The sequence below is a fragment of the Exiguobacterium sp. SL-10 genome, assembly GCF_004337025.1.
Lineage (GTDB): Bacteria > Bacillota > Bacilli > Exiguobacteriales > Exiguobacteriaceae > Exiguobacterium.
In genome coordinates this window covers 374990-396193 of the sequence record NZ_SJUP01000001.1, presented here as the reverse complement: position 1 = coordinate 396193, position 21204 = coordinate 374990, and the positions used below count along the sequence as shown (strand labels likewise).

The following is a 21204-nucleotide window of genomic DNA, read 5'->3' as shown; positions in this document are numbered from 1 at the left end:
GTCCCCACACAGCTTTTTGGTATACCACTTCCGTGATTACACTTCCATGATTTCTTTTTCTTTCGTCGCTGCAGATTCATCAATCTTTTTGATATACGAATCCGTTAACGATTGAACGTCATCCGCGTAACCGCGAAGGTCGTCCTCAGTCAAGTCCCCATCTTTTTCAAGCTTCTTCAAGTTTTCGTTTGCGTCACGACGAACGTTACGGACCGCGACTTTCGCTTCTTCCGCATATTTCTTCGTCACTTTCACGAGCTCTTTCCGACGCTCTTCTGTCAAAGCAGGAATGGCGAGACGAATGACGGTCCCGTCAGAAGACGGCGAGAGGCCGAGGTCAGCTTTTTGAATCGCTTTTTCAACATCAGACACCATCGACTTGTCCCATGGTTGAATCAAGAGAAGGCGTGCTTCCGGTGTATTGATGTTCGCTACTTGATTGAGCGGTGTCGGTACGCCGTAGTAATCGACTTGAACCGGGTCCAAAATCGATGCGCTCGCGCGTCCCGTCCGAAGTGTCCCGAAGTCACGCTTCAACGCAGTAACGGCTTTCTCCATTTTCTCTTCAGCAGTTTTCAATACGTCATTTACACTCATGAATTGATTCCTCCTACTACCGTACCGATATGTTCCCCGAGTACGACACGTTTGATGTTTCCTTCTTCAAGCAATGAGAATACAATCAGTGGGATATGGTTGTCCATACATAGTGACGTGGCTGTCGAATCCATGACTTGGAGACCGTCCTTTAAGACGTCCAAGTACGTAAGCGTATCGTATTTGACTGCATCCGGAACGAGTTTCGGATCGGCCGAATAGACGCCGTCGACGTTGTTTTTTCCCATCAAGATCACATCAGCTTCAATCTCCGCTGCGCGGAGTGCCGCTGTCGTGTCTGTCGAGAAGTACGGGTTCCCCGTCCCTGCCGCGAAAATCACGACACGACCTTTTTCAAGGTGACGCATCGCCCGACGGCGGATGTACGGTTCAGCCACTTGGCGCATTTCGATTGAGGTTTGGACGCGTGTTTGGACACCGTTCGTTTCAAGGCTATCTTGTAGCGCGAGCGAGTTCAATACCGTGGCAAGCATGCCCATGTAATCCGCATTCGCCCGGTCCATGCCGAGCTCGCTTCCGGTCTTGCCGCGCCAGATGTTTCCAGCGCCCACGACGACGGCGACTTCGACGCCCATGGCGACCAATTCTTTAATCTGCCCAGAGATCGAATTGACGATGGCCGGATCAATCCCGTACCCTTGATCTCCTGCGAGCGCTTCCCCACTCAATTTTAACACAATTCGCTTATATTTCGGTTCCATACTTTGCCTCCTCTTGCTTGAAAAAAGGGAACACGCTCCCTTAACGAACTAACTCAAGGTTATACAGACGTGTTCCCAATTTTGATTGCACCATGTGAATGATGCAGATTATTTTTTAAGTTGGTTCATTACTTCTTCAGCAAAGTTTTCTTCGCGTTTTTCCATACCATCTCCAACTTCGAAACGTACGAATGAGTTGATACGGCCGCCTTTAGACTCTACGTATTTCCCAACTTTGAAGTCAGCGTCTTTAACGAATGTTTGGTCAACGAGGCAGATTTCCTCGAAGTACTTGTTCATACGTCCCGCGATCATCTTCTCGACGATGTTGGCAGGCTTGCCTTCGTTGAGGGCTTGCTCAGTCAAGACTTTCTTCTCGCGCTCTGCTTCTTCAGCCGAAACTTCGTCGCGTGTCGCGTAAAGCGGGTTTGCTGCCGCTACGTGCATCGCTACGTCTTTCGCTACTGACTCATCCGTTGTGCCATCGATAACGACGACCGAACCGATGCGGCCACCCATGTGAAGGTATGTGCCGAAGACAGCGTCGTCTGCTTTTTCAAGGATAGCGATGCGGCGGAGTGAGATTTTCTCTCCGATTGTCGATGCTTCTTCTTGAATGTGTGTCTCAAGCGTCTTGCCAGCGACGAATTCAGAAGCGTGTGCCGCTTCGACTGTAGTCGCGCCTGAAGCGAGAACTGCTTTTGCCACGTCGCTTACGAGCGTTTGGAACTTCTCGTTTTTCGAGACGAAGTCTGTTTCTGAGTTGACTTCGACAAGCGCAGCTTTGTTGCCTTCAACGGCTACCGCTGTCAAGCCTTCAGCTGCGATGCGATCGCCTTTAGCTGCTGCTTTAGCAATCCCTTTTTCACGAAGGAAGTCGATTGCTGCTTGCATGTCACCATCTGTTTCAACGAGTGCTTTTTTGCAATCGAGCATACCTGCTCCTGTTTTTTCACGAAGTTCTTTTACCATTGCTGCTGTAACTGCCATCGGAAATTCCTCCTTGTAAAACTTACAAATTTTTAAGATAAAAGCGCTAGGCTTCGATATACTATGTCCTAAAAAAAGGTGATAAAAGGCTTTCCCTTTATCACCTGTTGTCTGACCGATTACTCAGCTTCTGTCGCTTCAGCTTCTGGAGCTACCGCTTCTTCAGCTACTTCTTCTTCGCCTTGCTTCGCTTCGATGATCGCATCAGCCATCTTAGAAGTGAGCAATTTAACCGCACGAATCGCATCGTCGTTCGCTGGGATGACGTAGTCGATTTCGTCTGGGTCACAGTTTGTGTCGACAATCGCAACGATTGGGATGTTCAATTTGTGAGCTTCTGCAATCGCAATACGCTCTTTACGTGGGTCAACGATGAAGAGGGCATCAGGAACACCTGGCATGTCCTTGATTCCGCCGAGGAACTTCTCAAGACGTGTCATTTCTTTTTTCAAGATGATGACTTCTTTCTTAGGAAGTACTTCGAACGTACCGTCAGCTTCCATTTTCTCAAGCTGCTTCAAGCGGTTGATACGCTTTTTGATTGTTGAGAAGTTTGTGAGTGTTCCACCCAACCAACGCTCATTGATGAAGTACATACCTGAACGGAGTGCTTCTTCTTTGATTGTGTCTTGAGCTTGTTTTTTCGTACCTACGAAGAGGACGTTTCCGCCTTCTGCCGCGAGTTCACGAACGAAGTTGTACGCTTCGTCTACTTTTTTGACCGTCTTTTGAAGGTCGATGATGTAGATTCCGTTACGCTCCGTGAAGATGTATTTCGCCATTTTTGGGTTCCAACGGCGTGTCTGGTGACCGAAGTGTACACCAGCTTCGAGCAATTGTTTCATTGAAATTACTGCCATGATAAATTTCCTCCTTGTGGTTTAAAAAAGTCCTCCGCCTCGTTCATCGTTGTATTCCGACCTTTCGGCACCGAGGAATACCATCCCGAGACGTGTGTGATGTGTTTAACACCAAAAAATACTATAGCATATGTCCGCCAATCCGGCAACTCTCACTTTTTACGAAGTTTGGCATATAAGGCGACTTCTCCTTCGCCTTTCCCAAGGAGTCGGGCCGTCTCCCGGACCGAATGGTGCAATAACACATCCTCCACGTGCGGGGCTGATTGTGTTTCATCGGCCAAGTCCTCTTGATCCGGCTCGACATGGACCGCCTGCGCCTTGTCAATCTCTTCAATTAAAGACGACGGTTGTTTTACGACATCATTCATCGATTCCATGAACGACAACAGGAGGGCCTCGGTCTCACGTTTCTCGTGCTCGAGTTGCGTGACACGAGCGGTCAACGCCTGGACTTGTCGAAATAAAATCAGCAGTCCGTATGCGACGATACATGCGATGGCCACGTATGCGACGGTCATCTCCATCCCTCCTTCACGATGTCTTCTCTTCTAAATATGAACGTCCGAGTGCGAGCTTTAACGTCTTCAACGCTTTGGAATGGATTTGGGAGATGCGGGACGTCGACAGCTCCAACACCTCGCCGATCTCCGTCAATGTCAACTCGTCGAAGTAAAACAACGAAACGACGAGACGTTCTTTCTCGGACAAGTGTTCGATTTCATTCGTCAGCACATCGAGCAGCTCGCGCTGCAACAGTGTGTCTTCCGGTTTCTCAGAGTCAGGATCGAAATACGTGACAGACATGACCTTGCCTTCTTCTTGAAGCGTCACCGCCTCGTCGATTGACAACATGTTTGCGAAATATCCTTCCGCCATCGCCTTCTCGATTTCAGACACCGGTAGTTCGCAGGCGCTCGCGAGTTCTTCTTTCGTCGGGGCCCGGTGCAGCTTCTGCTCGAGCTGTTCGGCGATGTGATCGATTTTTTTCACGCGTTCGCGCACCGACCGTGGTAACCAATCGATTTTCCGCAACCCATCGATGATGGCGCCGCGGATGCGAAACGCAGCGTACGTGTCGAACTTGTTGTTATGTTCTGGATCATATTTCATGAGGGCATCATACAATCCCATGTAACCCAAACTTTTCAATTCGTCGCGTTCGACGCTCTTTGGGAGCGTCACGATCATTCGTTGCACGTGATAATGGATGAGGAACTCATAGTGCGCCAATAATTCATTCGCTGTATCCATATCGCGGTCAGTGTTCCAACGATCCCACAACTCGGTAAGCTGAGTCGTCATGTCGATCCCCCCTAGATTTCCTTAGTTCCTACGCTGACCGTTCGAATCGACAGGGCGCAAGTCGCCACATCAAATTCAATCGTCCGTCCGTTATGCCCGCCGCAATCTTCTGCGATGAGCGGAATTCGGTGCGCTTTTAAAGCGTTGCGTACGGCTTCGGCGTTCCGTTCACCGATCCGCATCGCCTCGTTCTCATATTTGAATTGAAACATTTGAGCGCCACCGGCCATCTTCGCTTGAAGTCGACCGGCTCCGGCCCGTTTCAACGAAGCGACGAGCGCATCGATGGCCGTATCCGCATATTTTCCTACTTCGATCGTTTGGTGTTTCCGGGCAATTGCCGAATCTGGCAACATGACATGGGCCATTGCCGCGACTTGGAGCCGAACGTCATATAAAATGACACCGACACACGAACCGAGTCCTGCCGTTCGCAACTTATTCGGCGCGGTCGTCTGCTTCCATTCCGCGATGCCGATCTTAATGACTTCAGCCATGGCCGATCAACCGCTGTTTAATCCGTTCGAGCGAACCATGCGTCGGTAGGAACAACACATGTCCGGCACTTACTTTCTCATCGATGCGGAACGTCGTATCGATATAGAGCGCTGCGTCTTCTTCGGGTTGGACCGATGTGACGACGAACTCGACGATCGAACCGGCCATATCGACCGCTGTCGCCGGGACTTGAATCGAAATCGGTGTATCGAGCCAATCTCCGAGCGCACGGGCATAGGCGCCACTCATGATATTTCCGACCTCTTCCCATGCCGACTGGCCGAGCTCATCCGCTGTTCGGAACGAGAACGTACTTCCGATGAGTGATGCCACCATCCGTTCGGCATCATCGACCGGAAACAAGATGAGGATCATGCCGCTAATGTCGCCGCCGAGTTCTAACAAGACGGACGCCACATGACGCTCCGGCCCGCCGACACGTTCCGGCAAGTACGTGATTGGTTCCATCTCGGCCGAGGAGACAGTGATCGTGACCGGTTTGGCCAAAAGCGTGGACAACGCCGTCGCCGCGTGGCCAGAACCGATATTCCCGAGTTCTTTCAATAAATCTTGCTCGAACTCACTCAGCATGCTGTTCCTCGAACAATGCGTTAGCATCGAGCAGCGAGAACAGTTTGTCCTCACCTTTTGCGATCGCCGTCAAGTGAGCCGATAACATGTCCCGACTCGACTCCGGAATCGGCTCGATGCGAACGTCTTCACTTTCTACGACCTCGTTGGCCCGGTCGACAATAAAGCCGGCATCGCCTTGATTGAGCGAAGCAATCAAAATCCGTGTTTCTTCGGTCGGTTCGACCGCTTCATAACCGAGACGGAGTCGAAGGTCGATGACCGGCGTGACGACGCCACGGAGATTGATGACACCCTTGACGTGAGCAGGTGCGTTCGGTACGCGTGTCACCGGTTGTACCCGCTCAATCGAGCGGACCGATTGGACGTCGATCCCGTATGTGTTCGATCCCAATGAAAAGACTACCCATTTTTGTTCCATCCTTCTTCCTCCTTAGAACAGATCGTTGCTGTCGACAATCAAGGCGACACGCCCGTCTCCGAGTATCGTCGCGCCAGAGATAGCCGGGATGCCCTCGAGGTATGTTCCGAGCGGCTTCATGACGATCTCTTGTTGGCCAATCAAGTCATTGACGACCACACCGACGAGTTTGTTTCCTTTGCGGACGACGACGACCGGGAATTGCGTCTTCGTTTCCGTTTCAATCGCGAACATTTCTTTCAAGTAAACGAGCGGGACAAGCTGACCTCGGAAGTCGAAGACGCGTTCACGATGAGCCGTTAAAATGTCGGCCTCGTCAAGGAGCGTCGTTTCGAGAATCGATGACAACGGGACGGCGTACGTCTCATCGCCGACTTGAACGAGCATCGCTGAGATAATCGAGAGTGTGAGCGGTAAGCTGACTTGGAATTTCGTCCCTTGTCCAACGACCGTCTCGAGCGTGACGACCCCACCGAGCGATTCAATCTTGTTTTTGACGACGTCTAGTCCGACGCCGCGACCCGAAAGGTCGGTGACGACGTCTGCTGTCGAGAATCCAGGTGCGAAGATGAGCATGGCCACTTCGTTGTCCGTCATCGTCGTCGCTTCTTCAGTCGTGATGACGCCACGCTCAAGTGCTTTCGAGCGGACTTTATCGACGTTGATCCCTGCCCCGTCATCCTCGATTTCGATGAAGACACGGTTTCCGCCATGGTAAGCGCGAAGCGCGAGTCGTCCTTGTTCCGGTTTTCCAGCTTGGAGGCGGACTTCCGGCAATTCGATCCCGTGATCAATGGCGTTACGAATCAAATGGACGAGTGGATCCCCAATTTCATCGATGACCGTACGATCGAGTTCGGTCTCAGCACCGGTGATATCGAGTTGGACTTTTTTATGGATATCTTTCGCGACCGAACGCACCATGCGCGGGAAGCGGTTGAACACTTGCTCGATCGGCATCATCCGAAGTGTCAGGACGAGCGATTGGAGTTCGTTCGTGCCGCGTTTGATTTTCTCGACCGTCTCATTCAGTTCAGGCTGGCCGACTTCATCAGCGAGCCGCTCGAGACGACCACGATCGATAATAAATTCTTCGAACAAGTTCATCAGACGATCGATCCGTTCTAAGTTGACGCGAATCGTCTTCGCTTGCGCGACGGCCTGCTCTTTCGGTTCGTCCGTCTCTGCCGCTTTCGGTTTCACTTCGGCCACGGCGACGCTCTCGGCACTGACAGCGACTTCCGGCGCACCGGCTTCCGCACTCGTGTAAGGCGTCACGTGGACGTGCTCGACTTCAGACACTTGGGACACGGCATGCTCGATCACGTCTGCCGACTCTTGAGTCACGAATAAGACGTCAAACGAGAGATCGAACTGTTCTTGCTCGATTGCCTCGGTCTCCGGAACGGTTCGGACGACTTCTCCGAGTTCTTGGAGACGATCGAACACCATATAGGCGCGAGCCGCTTTCAAGACGACGGCATCCGATAGCTTCACATGAAGTTGAAATGCTTCGAAGCCTGTCTCTTTTGCTTGCGTGATGACCGAATCGGTATAAAGGTCGGCTGTGAAGACCGTTTCTTCGACCGTCTCGACGGCTTTCGGCGTGCTACCGATGAACGACTGGAACGCGGACACCGTCGCCGCTACATCAACGTTTGCACCTCTCCCCCCCGTCTCGATATCCGCGATCATCTCTTCGATTTGCTCCATCGCCGAGAACATCGTGTCGAGCAACAATTGGTTGCTCTCTTTCTTTCCAGCCCGCACCAAATCGAGCGCGCTCTCCATCTCATGCGTCAAGTTGGCAACACTCTCGTATCCCATCGTCGCCGACATCCCTTTGAGCGTGTGTGCCGAGCGGAAAATCTCTTGAATCGCTTCCTGACTGCCCGTCTGTTCTAGTTTCAACAGCTGGGTGTTAACCGATTGAATATGCTCTTGAGATTCGTCTAAAAACAACCCTAAGTATTCGTTCACGTCCATCTATAATGCCTCCCTGTCGTTAAACTCGGTTCCACTGACGTTTCAAGTTCCCCATCAAACGGTCCATGAAATGACGTGGTTTCGGTGGCGTCCCGGTCAATGTCGTTAAAATCCGTTCAAGCCGCCAACTGATGTCACTCTTCCGGTCCAAATGGTAAAACGGGACTTGGGCGATGACCGCTCGTCTGACCGTGGCGTCATCTGGTAAATACCCGAGGAATCGAATCGATTTCTTTAAAAACTGCTCACATGCAACTTCCATTCGTTCAAAACATTGCAGCGCTTCTTCACCCGATTGGGCCCGATTGACGATGACACCGAGCGGCAAGTCCGGACTTTGACGATGGACGAGCTTCGTATAGGCGTATCCGTCCATGAGCGAGGTCGGTTCGGGCGTCAAGATGAGAAACATCTCATCGCAGCCCTCGATGAACTGGAGCGATGTGTCTGTCGCCCCGGCACCCATGTCGAATAAGACATAATCGTATTCGGTTAGCACTTCGAGTTCACGCATAAAAAATTGCATATCTGCATGTGAGAATTGGACTAGTTCGTCGAGCCCACTTCCCCCATGTAATATATCGACACCAAACACGTCTTTCTGAACAGAGGCAGCGAGCGGAATTCGCGCTTTCACTGAATCCATCATCGTCCGTGACCGCGACGCGTTCAACAAGATGTGCACATTCGCCATCCCGATGTCGAGGTCGACGATCAAGACGCGTTTCCCGAGCTCGACGAGACCGATGGCCGTATTGACGCAGACGTTCGTTTTGCCGACCCCACCTTTTCCGCTCGCAAAAGCGATCGTCGTCGGTGCGGTCTCCGTTTTCGCCCTTAGACGTCTTGCTTGGTCCATTGGGTCCACCCTTCTTTCTCAAGCAAACGATCCGTCAACCGGTCTGGCTCGCCGACGACGAGATCATCCGGTACTTCTTGTCCGTCCGTCAGCCAAGCGACGGGCAGCCCACTCGCGCGGACCATCCGATACATCGCGTGAATGTCACTCGTCTCATCGGCTTTCGTGAAAATGAGCGACCCGAGCGGTAACGGCTCGAATTGACGATAAATCATCTCCATATCTCGCATCTTCGACGTCAAGCTGAGGACGAGCGAGAGGCTCGTCTCGGAGAAATCGTGATGCCGCTCGAACTGCTCGACGTACGCCTCGTCGCGGAAGTTGCGACCGGCCGTATCAATCAAGATGATGTCTTTCCGTGCGAACAGTTGTTTCGCTCGTTTGAAGTCATTGAAGTCGTAGGCGACCTCGACCGGGATGTCTAAAATCTCGGCGTACGTTTTCAATTGTTCGATTGCCGCGATCCGGTACGTGTCCGTCGTGATGAGACCGACCGAGAGCCCATGCTCGAGCTTGTAATGAGCGGCAAGTTTCGCGAGCGTCGTCGTCTTACCGACCCCGGTCGGACCAACGAGCATCATATACCGTTTCGGTTGAGGTACAGGCAAGAAGGAAGTCCGGATTTGGTCACGCACGAAGCGTTCGACGACTTCGACCGATTTTGTCGTGTAATACAGCTCGTTAATCGCTTCGTCCCACGTCTCACCGAGGAATGATTCGGAGGCGAGCAGTGATTCGACATGCGCTAGTGGAGCTGGTAACCGTCTCGACGTCGACACGCCCGCCGCTTGACTAGACTCGTTCGTTTGCTGCGGTGGACGCGTTGGAGCCTTCACCGGCTTCGATGGTTCGACGGGCTTCGTCGCGGCCCGCGGTTTGACGGCGAGCGGTGCTTTTTCAAGCGCGGCGATGACTTCGACGTGTTGTGAGGCGAACAGACCGAACCATCCTTTTTTCACTTGACGGGAGTTCAAAATGACCGCTTCATCGCCAAATTCTTGTTTGACTTTCGCCATCGCTTCCGTCATCGTCTTGCCGGTATATTTTTTGATTTGCATTTAAATCACCCCAATACTTTTCACTTCAATCGAGCTGAGCAGTTCGTTGTAGGCGAGAACCGGTACGTCCGGATAATACCGTTCGAGCAGTTGTCTCACGAACAGGCGAATCGTCGGCGAGCAGAGAATGACGGCCGAGGCCCCGTAGCGTTCGAACATCGACAGCTGCTCACCGGAGCGTTCGATGATTTCACGTGCCTGTTCCGGGTCGAGCGCCAAATAGTTGCCGAACTCGGTTTTTTGAACGGCGTCTTGAATGAGCTGTTCGGTCTGGCCACCGAGCGTCACGACGTAGAGCGGTCCGTCCGGCGGGCTGACTTGGTCTGTCAATTGACGAGACAAGCCTTGGCGGCAATACTCGCCGAGGATGTCGGCATCTTTTGTCACTTTGCCATAGTCGGCCATCGTCTCGAACAAGAGCGGCAAATTGCGAATCGAGACGTGCTCTTTCAATAAATGACGAAGTACTTTTTGAATGTCCCCGATCGAGAGGACCGACGGCGTCACGTCTTCGACGAGCACCGGATGCGTCTCTTTCAAGTGTTCGACCAGCTGCTTCGTCTCTTCGCGGCCGAGAAGATCGGCCGCGTGCTTTTTGAGCGTCTCGGTCAAATGCGTCGCAACGACCGAAGGCGGATCGACAACGGTGTATCCGCTCATCTCAGCACGCGTCCGCGTCTCTTCATCAATCCAAAGGGCCGGGAGACCGAACGCGGGTTCCGTCGTTTCGATCCCGTATACTTCCGGATCCTCGATGCCAGGGCTCATCGCCAAGTAATGATCGAGCAAGAGCTCCCCATCGGCGACGACGTTCCCTTTCACTTTGATCCGGTATGCGTTCGGCGACAGCTGTAAATGATCTCGAATTCGAACCGTTGGCAAGATGAAGCCAAGTTCAAGTGCGAGTTGACGACGAATCATGACGACCCGGTCAAGCAAATCACCGCCTTGCGATTCATCGGCGAGCGGGATGAGCCCGTAACCGAATTCGAACTCGATGGCATCGATTTGTAAGAGCGACACGACGGTCTCTGTCGGTGCCGATGGTTCTTCTTCCGGCAACGGTGTATCGATTACCCGTTTCATGTTGCGACGCATCGTGTACGCCCCGTAGAAAGCGACACCGGCGATGATGAGCGTCACCGGGAGCAGGCTCGGTGAGATAAACCCGAGCATGATGACAATCGAGCCAGCGATGTAGAGAAGCGTTGGATTTTGACCGAGTTGGTCGACGACGTCTTCCCCTAAGTTTCCATCTGACACGGCACGCGTGACGATAATCCCGGTTGCTGTCGAGATGAGGAGCGCCGGGATTTGACCGACGAGTCCGTCCCCGATCGTCATGAGCGAGAACGTCTGGAACGCCTGTCCGACCGGAAGGCCCATTTGGACGGTTCCGATGATGATTCCGAAAATCAAGTTGATGACGACAATAATGATTCCGGCGATGGCGTCCCCTTTGACGAACTTCGAGGCCCCGTCCATCGATCCGTAGAAATCCGCTTCACTTTGAATTTTTTTTCGGCGGATTTGAGCATCCTTGTCGTCAATCAATCCTGAGTTCAAGTCGGCATCGATCGCCATCTGTTTACCAGGCATCGCGTCAAGCGTGAAGCGGGCCGAGACTTCCGATACACGTTCCGCCCCTTTCGTGATGACGACGAATTGGATGATGACGAGGATGAGGAAGACGACGAACCCGACGAGCACGTTCCCGCCAACGACGAAGTTCCCGAACGTCTCGATGACTTCCCCGCCGTATCCGGTCGATAAAATCGAACGTGTCGTCGACACGTTCAATCCGAGCCGGAACAGCGTCACAATCAGTAAAAGAGAAGGAAAGACCGAGAAGTCGAGCGCCTCGCGGGCGTTCATCGCGACGAGTAGAATCATCAAGGCGATCAGTATATTAACAATGATTAAAAAATCTAATATGAACCCCGGTAACGGGATGACGAGCATGACGACGATCATGAGAACGCCGATCAATACCGCGAAATCTTTCGCTTTTACAGCCAACACATACTCCTCCTCAAGACGGTTGTTTCAATTGATAGACGAACGCGAGCACTTCGGCGATCGCCTGATAAAACGACTCGTCAACGACTTCTCCGATTTCCATTTGGGCGTACAACGCACGGGCCAACGGTTTATTTTCCACAATCGGGATGTCATGTTCTTTGGCCACATCGCGGATGTTGAAGGCGACTTGGTCGACACCTTTCGCGACGACGAGCGGCGCAAAGTCTTTCGTATCGTCATAGCGAATGACGACGGCATAATGGGTCGGGTTTGTGATGACGACGTCCGCGTTTGGAATCTCTTGCATCATGCGGCGCATCGCCATCTCCCGTTGTTGTTGTTTGATTTTCGACTTGATGAGCGGGTCACCTTCACTATTTTTATACTCGTCTTTTACGTCTTGTTTCGACATGCGAATCGATTTTTCAAAATCGAATCGTTGATAGAAGAAATCGAGCAGAGCGAGTGCGAGCAAGGCGACGCTCACCCATAGTCCGAGTTCAATCGTGATGCTCGCGAGCGCGATGACCGATTCACGAACATGTTCGACCGCCATCCGGGACAGCTCTTTTTGGTTTTGCCAGAGCACGGCAACAGCAGTCGTCAGGATAATCAATAATTTGAATAAGGACTTTAAAAATTCGACGACCGCTTTCATACTGATAATCCGTTTGACCCCTTTGATGGGATCGATGCGTTCGAGTTTCGGTTGAATCGCCTCTGCCGAGAACAACGTCCCGATTTGAAGATAGTTGATCAAAACCCCGAACACGACCGCGACGACGAAGAATGGACCTACAATCAGGCCGACTCGAAGCAACAAGTCGGTAAGCATTCCAGACAATCCGTTTGATAGATCGAATAACAAGTAACTCGTACCGAGCAAATCTTTCGTCAAGCCGAATAGTTGCTTGCCAAGATATGGTCCCAAAAACGATAACATGAGAAACATCGCGAACAAGGCGAAGGCGCCGGTCAAATCGGCTGACTTGGCGACTTGTCCTTTCTTGCGCGAGTCCTCCCGCTTACGCGGGGTCGCTTTTTCGGTTTTTTCTCCTGCAAAAAATTGAAGATCGACCGATAAGGTGTATAGAGGCTTCATGAGGCGTCTCCTAGCAAAGTCATAAAATCACGTAACACTTCTTGTAACACCGGGATGAACTGGCTGATTCCGTTCAATGTCAGCCCCATCATGACGACCATGACCGAGAATCCCGCAATCAGCTTGAAAGAGAACCCGATTGCAAAAATATTGAACTGCGGGGCCGATTTTGCCAAGAACCCAAGCGCCATGTCGACGAGTAAGAGCGACGCCATGAGCGGAAAGGCGAGCTGCAAGGCGACCATCATCGTCATCGTGACGACTTTCACGGCCATCATGAGCGATGCTTCACTGAAGTCGATGATCGGCTGGCCTGGCGGATAAATTTGAAAGCTGTAATAGATGCCATCGATCAGCAATAAATGCAAGTTGCTCGACAACATGATAAACAATGTAAAGATGTAATAAAATCGTCCGATCAAGGGCGACTGTCCTCCGAACATCGGGTCGTAAGCCGATGCCATCGCGAGTCCAAGCTGCAAATCGATGACCCCTCCCGCGATTTGGGGAGCAAAGAATAAGATATTGATTAAAATACCGAGTACCAAGCCGATCAAGACTTCGTACAATACTTGCAAGATGTACGCTTGACCGAGTTCGAGCGGTTCCGTCACCGTGAACATCGCGTAATACGCTAAAAAGGCGCTGAAGGCGACGCGATGCATGACCGGCAGCTGTCTAGATGAAAACAACGGGACGCTCACGAAGAAACCGGACAGACGTGCGAACGTCAAACCGTATAGACTAATAAAATCGACCGCATTCATTTCGAGGCGACCTCGACCATCAGTTCAAAAATCAACCGGGTGAACCCTTCGATCTGTTGCAACATCCAAGGCCCAAAGATGACAAGCCCGATAAAGACCGAGACGATCTTCGGGACGAACGATAGCGTCTGCTCTTGAATTTGTGTCGTCGCCTGTAAAATCGAAATGACGAGACCGACGACGAGTGAAATCAATAAGAGCGGCATCGAGATTTTCAATAACGTCCACACACTCTCCGTCGCCAAATAGATGACCATTTCCTGCGTCATATTCGTTCCTCCTACATACTTCTAAGCAAGGACTCCACAATCAAGTGCCATCCATCCACCAACACAAACAATAACAGTTTGAACGGCAAAGCGATCATGACCGGAGGAAGCATCATCATCCCCATCGACATGAGGACACTCGCCACGACCATATCAATGATCAAAAACGGCAAGAAGATCATGAATCCGATTTGAAACGCCGTCTTCAGCTCACTGATCGCATAGGCCGGGACCATCGCGAGGAGCGGGACGTCTTCGACCGACTCTGGTTGCTCATAGTTCCCATATTTAATGAATAATTGCAAATCCTCTTGGCGTGTATATTGGGCCATGAACCGTTTCATCGTATTCCCCGCCTCTTCGAACGCCTCGTCTTGACTGATTCGATCGTCCATGTATGGCGAGAGTGCCTTATCGTTTAACTCCGTTAGCACCGGCGACATGACGAACAACGTGATAAACAGGGCAAGACCGATAATCAGTTGGTTCGGTGGCGTTTGCTGCGTACCGAGCGCCGGACGGATAAAGGAAAGTACGACGACGACGCGTGTAAAACAAGTCATCAAGATAAGGAAAGATGGCGCGAGCGTAAGCAGTGTCAACACGACCAATAGTTTAATCGAGGTCGATGTACTGTCTGGCGTCTCTAGGTTGATCAGTTGTTCAATCGTCGTCATCGTTTCTTCCTCACTTCTTCAATCTGGGCCAATTGCTGTTTGAACGTGTCGAGAAAAGCCGACGTGTTCGAGTTGTTTAAGGCAGGCGCATCGTGTGTCGCCTCATCCATCGCTTCGGCATCGAGCCGGTCTAGCAGTTGAATCGAGTCGCCAACACCGAGCACGTAAACTTGTTCACCGAGTTTGACGAGTTGAACCGATCGGTCTTTGCCGAGCGGGACCCCGCCAAGATGTGTCAAATGCTGAGCTGTTTTGACGCCTTGCGTGCGTGCGTTCAACCAACGAACGAGAACGAGAAAACCGCCGATGACAACGACCAGACTCAAGATGAGCTTGATCGCTGTCCCGACCGTTGAGACGGCCGATTTGACGGGTTCCTCTTTCGTGTCTGGCTGTTGTTGCTCGAACTGTTGATCGACGGTGGCGGCCTCGACCGTGGTCGGGACGCTTAGCCCGACCACGAGAAGGATAATCAACCACCACTTGTTCATTGTGCGACCGTTTTCGAAACTGCTTCGACGACCCGTTCCGCATTGAACGGCTTGACGATAAAGTCTTTTGCGCCTGCTTGAATCGCATCGATGACCATCGCTTGTTGTCCCATCGCAGAACACATGATCACTTTCGCGTTCGAATCGAAGCCACGAATTTCTTTCAACGCGGCCAACCCGTCCATCTCCGGCATCGTGATGTCGAGCGTGACGAGGTCTGGCATAAGTTCGCGATATTTTGCGACCGCATCGACGCCGTTCTCTGCTTCGCCGACAACCTCAAATCCATTCTTTGTCAAGATATCCTTAATCATCATGCGCATGAACGCCGCATCATCTACCACTAAAATTTTTGCACTCATTTGTTCTTCCTCCTTAAACGATGCCAATCCGCTCGTGCGGTTGGATAATTTCTGTTACACGGACCCCGAAGTTCTCTTCGATGACGACGACTTCGCCGCGGGCGATCCGCTGTTGGTTCACATAAATATCGACCGGCTCACCGGCCAGCTTGTCGAGTTCGATAATCGAGCCTTGCGACAATTCAAGCACTTCACGGACCGAACGTTTTGTCCGTCCGAGTTCGACCGTCACGCTCAGCGGAACGTCGTATAACAGACCGAGGTTCGCCGGAATCGAGTCGTTCGTCGACGGTGCGTGCAGAGGCATAAATTCGGCTTGACTGACAGCGACTTCAGGAGCCGACTTCACTTCCTGACGTACAGGTTGTTGCTGTGGAGCCGCAGCGGCCGGTGTTTTTGGTGCCTCTGGCTTCGGTGCGGCCGCAGCCGGTGCGACCGGTTGAGGGGAGGTGGCCGTCATCAATTCATTGACGAGCTGCTTGCCAAATTGAATCGGTGCAATTTGAACAATTTTCGAGTCGATTAACGTGCCGACCTTCAAGTTGAACTCAATCAACACCATCGTTTCCCAAAGTTCAAGACGATCGATAATCGTCTGGGTCTTCGTCGCATCGAACACTTCGACGAGCGGCGGTGAGATATCGATTTTTTTTGAGAACACAGTCGACAATGACGTCGCTGCTGCCCCCATCATTTGGTTCATCGCTTCTTGTACGGCCGAGAGTCGAATTTCATCCAACCCTTCTGGATCGACATCGATCCCGTTTCCGCCGAGCATCAAGTCCGAGATGATGGCGGCATCCTCACGTGTCAACACGAGGACGTTTTCGCCTTTCAAGCCTTCGGTGTAACCGACGCGAAGCGCCACGTGCGGTGTCGGATAACGCTCACGGAGCGCATCGATCGTGACTTCGCTGACGATCGGGGTCGTGATTTCAACTTTTTGTTGCAGTAACGTCGATAACGCCGTCGCCGAGTTTCCGAACGAGATATTCCCGATCTCTCCTAAAGCGTCGCTCTCCATCGAGTCAAGATGCTCTTCGGGCTTCGCCTCTGGTTTCGACGACTCGCTCGTCCCTCGCAATAACGCGTCTATCTCATCTTGTGACAACATCTCACTCATTGCTCTTCCTCCTTCAGCCGGTGGAGCACTTGAACCGCCATTCGTTTCCCGCTCACACCGACTTGCCCTTTGAACACTTTATTTTCCCCTACCATGACGGATAACGGGTCTTTCACTAATTGATCGAGCGTCAAACAATCGCCGACCTCTAAATGCAACAAGTCACCGAACGTGATCGTCGTCTCTCCGAGCAGGGACACGACTTCAACCGTCGAGTTCATCAATTGGGCTTTGAGCGGTTCCTTACTGTTGCCGCTCGCATTGCGGCGGTTGGCCTCTTGCATCCAGTAATGACTTGACAGTTTGGATAAAACCGGCTCAATCGTCACGAACGGCAAGCAGACGTTGATGGTACCGCTCACTTCGCCGATGGTGACCCCGATTGAGATGAGGACGACCGTCTCGTTTGGCGAGACGAGTTGAAGAAACTGTGGATTGACTTCGACCGCGGTCATCTCTGACTTAATCTCGGCAATCGATTCCCATGCCTCCCCGTATCCGGCAAACGCTCGTTTATACAACTGGGTCAAGATACGCATCTCGATTTCTGTGAAACTCTCGACTTTTTCAATTTCGACCCCGGGACCACCGAGCAGGCGATCGAGCATCGCGTATGAGATGTTCGGATTGACCTCGATGATGAAACGGCCGTTGAGTGGCGGAGCCTCGATCAAGTTGATCATCGTCATACTCGGGATGGAATGAATGAATTCATCGTACGGAAGCTGTTCGACGGAATTGACTGTGAATTGCACGTACGTCCGGAGCTGGGCCGAAAAGAACGTCGTCAACATGCGTGTGAAGTGTTCATGGATTCGGGTCAGACTGCGGATTTGGTCTTTCGAGAAGCGGACCGCCCGTTTAAAGTCATATTGCCGAACCTTGCGCTCTTCTTCTTGATTTAAAAACGAGTCGGCTTCGACATCGCCGCTGCTTAACGCTGATAGCAAGGCATCAATTTCTTGTTGAGATAAGACTTCTCCCATGATGCCACCTCACTGTATGATTTTCTTCGTCATATAGACTCGTTGGACCTCACCTGACTCCAACAGTCCGTTTAGTTGTTTTCGGAGCGACTGCTCAAACTTCTGCATGTCCTCTTTTGTCGTGAGCTGGGCTTTCGTCATACCGGCCAAATCACCGAGGATGACGTTATGCACTTGGAACTTCCGAAGTTCGAGGTCTTCTTTCGTTTCGGCGGCATCGGTCACGATCGTGAACTGGACGTTGATGAAACGTTCATCTTGAATGTTCGTCGTCATGTCGTCCGTCGTGAAGCTTCGTTCAGCCAATTCTTCGGCGGTGACCGGCTTTGTCTTCGCCGTCACGTTGTCACCGAATAAATATTTATAAGTCATGAACCCGGCCCCGCCCATGACGAGCAGGACGACTAGCAAGATGAGCACCATCTTCATGGCGCCGCCTTTTTGTTTTTGTTTTTCTTCACTCATCTTCTTCACCTCGTATGCCTGTCGTTCCAATCAGACCGATCGAGGCATAAAATGCCGTCGTGCGATCGATGATTTGTTGTTTCGTCTCACTGACGATATACGTTTTTCCGTTATACAAGTGAATGATTGTATCAGGCTCGGCCTTGATCGTCTCGATGAATAAGGCGTTCAGCACGAGTTCTTCACCCCGGAGTGTCGTGACGCGAATCATCAGCGTTTCAAGTTAACGAGTTCTTGGAGAATCTCGTCCGATGTTGTGATGATGCGGGTGTTCGCTTGGAACCCACGCTGGGCGACAATCATTTCTGTGAACTCTTCCGACAAGTCGACGTTTGACATCTCGAGTGCGCCCGAGACGAGTTCTCCGCGTCCATCTTGTCCAGGAATACCAACGTTCGGCGCACCTGAGTTTTGCGATTGAATGAAGTTGTTCGCGCCGACTTTCGATAAACCGGCGTTGTTGGCGAACGTCACGACTTGGATTTGACCGACGACCGTCGAGGCTCCGGCATTATCGACATAGCTGACTTGTCCGTCTTTCCCGATTGAGAGTGACTTCGCACCGGCCGGGATGTTGATCCGTGCACCCGTCGTACTAAGGACGTAGGCACCGTCTCCGTTGACGAGATCGCCCGTGTTATCCGTATAGAAGTTACCGGCCCGTGTGTATTGTGTCTGACCGTTCACGTCTAACGCGAAGAACCCTTCTCCTGAGATCCCGACGTCAAGGGCTCGCCCTGAGTTTTGCATGGCTCCTTGGTTATATACGTTGTCGACGGTCGCCATCGTGCCCCCGAGACCGACTTCTTTCGGGTTGACCCCGCCGCTGACTCCGTTGGCCGCTGTCGCACTACCGACTTGCTGACTGACGAGGTCTTTGAACGTGACGCGCCCTTTTTTATAGCCGAACGTGTTAACGTTGGCGATGTTGTTCCCGACGACGTCAAGCTTGGATTGGAAGTTCTTTAAACCACTGATTCCTGAGTACATTGCTCTTAACATGATGAATCCTCCTATGCTTGTTTGATGGAAGTGATGTTATACACGTTGACGGACGTCCCGTCTTCAAGATCGGCAACATAGCCGGCTTCGGTCTTCGAGATCGAGAGGACACGACCCGAGCCTTTGATTGTCTCGGTTTCCGTCTCCGTCGTATAATCGACCGTTTGACCAATCATATTGCTGAATTCCGAAATCGAAGCCATTTGCCGATCGACGAGCGCGGAATCAAGTTGTTTCGAGATCGTCTGCATCTGTTCGAGAGAAGAGAACTGGGCCATCTGAGAGATGAACTCACGATCTTCCATCGGTGACATCGGGTCTTGGTTGGCGAGTTGCGCGAGCAACAGTTTCAAGAACATGCTTTGATCATATTGGTTCGTGGCTTTCGGCATCGATTGATCCGGCAACGTATAGTCACTCGTCTTCGGCTGGATGGTCGTCATCTTCTTGTTCTCCTTTCGGTTGTTCCTGTTGCTCTGGTTCCGGTTGGTCAAACTCGTTGAAGCCAGATCCTTTCGCCTCGAGCGCCTGTTGTGTCAAGTTGATCTCGACACGGACGTTTTGTGTGAGCGGTTGTAACGTCTGTTGCAACTGTTGGACTTGTGACTGAAGCAACTGCTTCGCTTCTTGGTTGCTCGCGAACAGTTTGACGACGAGTTCCCCATTTTGACGTTCGAGTTTAACGACGAGTTCGCCTAACTGTTCAGGATAGAGCCGGACCGTGAACACTTTCGACCCATCGGCCCCGCTCTTGAACGGCGCACGTTGCAAAGCGGCTTCGATTCGGGCTTGCAAATTTTCCGGTAATGAACCTTTCGAAGCATACATCACCATTTCCGAATCGATTTGCGGTTTCGACCAGGTCATTCCTTTTGGCATCCAGTCGCTCTCTTTCACCGTCGGTTGCAATTGTGCAACCGTTGTTTCGGTTTGAGTAAGACCGGGTATAGATTTTGGGGTCTGTCCGAGCGTTCCTTTAAACTGCGCAACGACTTGCTGGATGATGCGCACGTTCTCTTCAACTTGGTCGGTCGGCACTGGTTTAATGAGTGCTTCCGTCTCCTTCTTCGTCAGCGTGAACGAAATCGACGGCGCTGCCACTTGACCGTTAAGGAGCGCAGGCGTCACGGCCGATGCGGCATCGGTTGTTCCTGCCGACTGTTCTGGGGCGACTTGATTCAAGATGGCGATATATGCATCCATAAACTTCCGATACGCATCTGCAGGCAACGACTTCAACCACTGCAGGCTGTCGGGCTGTTGGAGCCATTGTTCCAATCGGTTCGATACATTCTCGAGCGGGAGGGCTTCCTCATTTTCCGCAGCGACTGTCATCTCAGGGGATGGCGTCGATGTCCCGAGCATCGTCGAGAGTAACTCCAAAAACTGTCCAGTCGGGGTCGCACTCGCTTCCCCGCTTTTCTGAGTCGTCCCTTGTACCGATTGGGCGAGTAAGGCGATATTCATCATCATGTCCTCCTTTCTTGTCACTGGAGCAACTGGGTCACGACAGCGGCCTGTTGGGCATCCATCCGTCCTAAAATGTCAGCTTGTTGCTTCGGCGACAATTCTTTCAACAAGTTGGCCACTTGTGGGCTTTCGAGCTCGTTCATAATTGCAGCGGCTTGTTTGGCCGACATCTCTTCGTAGACGCGAGAGACGTCCGATGTTTCTTCTTCCACCGCACTTGCCGACGACAATTCCGCAACGAGCCGGTCTCGCTCTTTGATCAACTTTGATACTTCTTCTTGGCGCGCCTTCACTTCATTCGTCAACTCGACGTTGTCCGCCCGAAGCTTCTCAATCTCGGCGTTCGCCACTTTCAAACGATTCGCAGCATCGGTATCGATTCCGGTCACGTTCACATTCGTTTTCACTTTTTCTTCCGGTTCTTGTTTCGCACCGATCTCTAGAAACGGGACCGATAACAACGGACGGTCCATCGCGTAGTTCATGACGACAATCCCTCCAACAAGCAGAAAGATGGCCGGGACGAGAACGAGCGCGACCAGTAGCTGTCTTCCCCGCTTCGAGTTGTCTTTTTCCATCGG

General features: G+C 51.9%; 27 protein-coding genes. All 27 read right to left on the bottom strand.

The genetic code is table 11. The features are described 5' to 3' along the window. Positions 1-36: 36 nt before the first annotated feature. Complete coding sequence (gene frr, locus EVJ33_RS02015) at positions 37-597, bottom strand: ribosome recycling factor (RefSeq protein WP_131433970.1); 561 nt, start codon at positions 595-597, stop codon at positions 37-39. Beyond that, positions 594-1319 carry a UMP kinase gene (pyrH, locus tag EVJ33_RS02010; RefSeq protein ID WP_034777246.1) on the bottom strand — a complete coding sequence of 242 codons (726 nt, stop codon included), beginning with the start codon at positions 1317-1319 and terminating at the stop codon, positions 594-596. The genes frr and pyrH overlap by 4 nt, the downstream gene beginning before the upstream one ends. Before the next feature lie 108 nt (positions 1320-1427). Beyond that, positions 1428-2309 (bottom strand): translation elongation factor Ts, encoded by an 882-nt coding sequence (gene tsf / locus EVJ33_RS02005; protein ID WP_131433968.1) that lies wholly within the window; start codon positions 2307-2309, stop codon positions 1428-1430. A 119-nt stretch (positions 2310-2428) separates the two neighbouring features. After that, positions 2429-3169 carry a 30S ribosomal protein S2 gene (gene rpsB, locus EVJ33_RS02000; RefSeq protein ID WP_021067146.1) on the bottom strand — a complete coding sequence of 247 codons (741 nt, stop codon included), beginning with the start codon at positions 3167-3169 and terminating at the stop codon, positions 2429-2431. Between the two features lie 152 nt (positions 3170-3321). Next, a complete protein-coding gene (locus EVJ33_RS01995) occupies positions 3322-3690 on the bottom strand; it encodes a hypothetical protein (protein ID WP_131433966.1) in 369 nt (122 codons plus the stop codon). Between the two features lie 13 nt (positions 3691-3703). Then, positions 3704-4474 (bottom strand): FliA/WhiG family RNA polymerase sigma factor, encoded by a 771-nt coding sequence (locus EVJ33_RS01990; RefSeq protein ID WP_131433964.1) that lies wholly within the window; start codon positions 4472-4474, stop codon positions 3704-3706. Positions 4475-4485: 11 nt separating this feature from the next. Next, positions 4486-4971, bottom strand: coding sequence for a chemotaxis protein CheD (locus tag EVJ33_RS01985; RefSeq protein WP_131433962.1), 486 nt, complete (start codon positions 4969-4971; stop codon positions 4486-4488). Next, complete coding sequence (locus EVJ33_RS01980; protein ID WP_131433960.1) at positions 4964-5563, bottom strand: chemotaxis protein CheC; 600 nt, start codon at positions 5561-5563, stop codon at positions 4964-4966. The genes EVJ33_RS01985 and EVJ33_RS01980 overlap by 8 nt, the downstream gene beginning before the upstream one ends. After that, a complete protein-coding gene (locus EVJ33_RS01975; protein WP_034777232.1) occupies positions 5553-5984 on the bottom strand; it encodes a chemotaxis protein CheW in 432 nt (143 codons plus the stop codon). The genes EVJ33_RS01980 and EVJ33_RS01975 overlap by 11 nt, the downstream gene beginning before the upstream one ends. A 12-nt stretch (positions 5985-5996) precedes the next feature. Continuing rightward, positions 5997-7970: a chemotaxis protein CheA gene (locus EVJ33_RS01970; RefSeq protein WP_131433958.1), complete on the bottom strand. Its 1974-nt coding sequence runs from the start codon at positions 7968-7970 to the stop codon at positions 5997-5999. A gap of 19 nt (positions 7971-7989) precedes the next feature. Beyond that, positions 7990-8829 carry a MinD/ParA family protein gene (locus EVJ33_RS01965; RefSeq protein WP_131433956.1) on the bottom strand — a complete coding sequence of 280 codons (840 nt, stop codon included), beginning with the start codon at positions 8827-8829 and terminating at the stop codon, positions 7990-7992. Further along, complete coding sequence (locus EVJ33_RS01960; RefSeq protein ID WP_131433954.1) at positions 8808-9887, bottom strand: flagellar biosynthesis protein FlhF; 1080 nt, start codon at positions 9885-9887, stop codon at positions 8808-8810. Before EVJ33_RS01960 ends, EVJ33_RS01965 begins: the two co-directional genes overlap by 22 nt. Beyond that, on the bottom strand, positions 9888-11906 hold the full coding sequence (gene flhA, locus EVJ33_RS01955; RefSeq protein ID WP_131433952.1) for a flagellar biosynthesis protein FlhA: 2019 nt from the start codon (positions 11904-11906) through the stop codon (positions 9888-9890). A 13-nt stretch (positions 11907-11919) separates the two neighbouring features. Continuing rightward, positions 11920-13011, bottom strand: coding sequence for a flagellar biosynthesis protein FlhB (gene flhB, locus EVJ33_RS01950; RefSeq protein WP_131433950.1), 1092 nt, complete (start codon positions 13009-13011; stop codon positions 11920-11922). After that, positions 13008-13778, bottom strand: a complete 771-nt coding sequence (fliR, locus tag EVJ33_RS01945) for a flagellar biosynthetic protein FliR (RefSeq protein ID WP_131433948.1) — start codon at positions 13776-13778, stop codon at positions 13008-13010. Before fliR ends, flhB begins: the two co-directional genes overlap by 4 nt. Then, entirely contained in the window at positions 13775-14047 is a 273-nt protein-coding gene (fliQ, locus tag EVJ33_RS01940; protein ID WP_034777219.1) for a flagellar biosynthesis protein FliQ, read from the bottom strand. The genes fliR and fliQ overlap by 4 nt, the downstream gene beginning before the upstream one ends. A gap of 11 nt (positions 14048-14058) precedes the next feature. Beyond that, positions 14059-14724 (bottom strand): flagellar type III secretion system pore protein FliP, encoded by a 666-nt coding sequence (gene fliP, locus EVJ33_RS01935; RefSeq protein WP_114165557.1) that lies wholly within the window; start codon positions 14722-14724, stop codon positions 14059-14061. Beyond that, entirely contained in the window at positions 14721-15215 is a 495-nt protein-coding gene (locus tag EVJ33_RS01930) for a flagellar biosynthetic protein FliO (RefSeq protein WP_131433946.1), read from the bottom strand. Before EVJ33_RS01930 ends, fliP begins: the two co-directional genes overlap by 4 nt. Continuing rightward, positions 15212-15577: a response regulator gene (locus EVJ33_RS01925; protein ID WP_021067131.1), complete on the bottom strand. Its 366-nt coding sequence runs from the start codon at positions 15575-15577 to the stop codon at positions 15212-15214. The genes EVJ33_RS01930 and EVJ33_RS01925 overlap by 4 nt, the downstream gene beginning before the upstream one ends. A 13-nt stretch (positions 15578-15590) precedes the next feature. Beyond that, positions 15591-16700 (bottom strand): flagellar motor switch phosphatase FliY, encoded by a 1110-nt coding sequence (gene fliY / locus EVJ33_RS01920; RefSeq protein WP_131433944.1) that lies wholly within the window; start codon positions 16698-16700, stop codon positions 15591-15593. After that, on the bottom strand, positions 16697-17686 hold the full coding sequence (fliM, locus tag EVJ33_RS01915; protein ID WP_131433942.1) for a flagellar motor switch protein FliM: 990 nt from the start codon (positions 17684-17686) through the stop codon (positions 16697-16699). Before fliM ends, fliY begins: the two co-directional genes overlap by 4 nt. Positions 17687-17695: 9 nt before the next feature. Next, positions 17696-18151, bottom strand: a complete 456-nt coding sequence (locus EVJ33_RS01910) for a flagellar basal body-associated FliL family protein (RefSeq protein WP_131433940.1) — start codon at positions 18149-18151, stop codon at positions 17696-17698. Further along, complete coding sequence (locus EVJ33_RS01905) at positions 18144-18362, bottom strand: flagellar FlbD family protein (protein ID WP_131433938.1); 219 nt, start codon at positions 18360-18362, stop codon at positions 18144-18146. Before EVJ33_RS01905 ends, EVJ33_RS01910 begins: the two co-directional genes overlap by 8 nt. Then, complete coding sequence (gene flgG, locus EVJ33_RS01900; RefSeq protein ID WP_131433936.1) at positions 18362-19153, bottom strand: flagellar basal body rod protein FlgG; 792 nt, start codon at positions 19151-19153, stop codon at positions 18362-18364. Before flgG ends, EVJ33_RS01905 begins: the two co-directional genes overlap by 1 nt. An 11-nt stretch (positions 19154-19164) precedes the next feature. Then, on the bottom strand, positions 19165-19596 hold the full coding sequence (locus EVJ33_RS01895; RefSeq protein ID WP_131433934.1) for a flagellar hook capping FlgD N-terminal domain-containing protein: 432 nt from the start codon (positions 19594-19596) through the stop codon (positions 19165-19167). Beyond that, positions 19568-20620, bottom strand: a complete 1053-nt coding sequence (locus tag EVJ33_RS01890; RefSeq protein WP_236634503.1) for a flagellar hook-length control protein FliK — start codon at positions 20618-20620, stop codon at positions 19568-19570. The genes EVJ33_RS01895 and EVJ33_RS01890 overlap by 29 nt, the downstream gene beginning before the upstream one ends. Before the next feature lie 20 nt (positions 20621-20640). Then, complete coding sequence (locus tag EVJ33_RS01885; protein ID WP_131433930.1) at positions 20641-21201, bottom strand: MotE family protein; 561 nt, start codon at positions 21199-21201, stop codon at positions 20641-20643. Between the last annotated feature and the right edge of the window lie 3 nt (positions 21202-21204).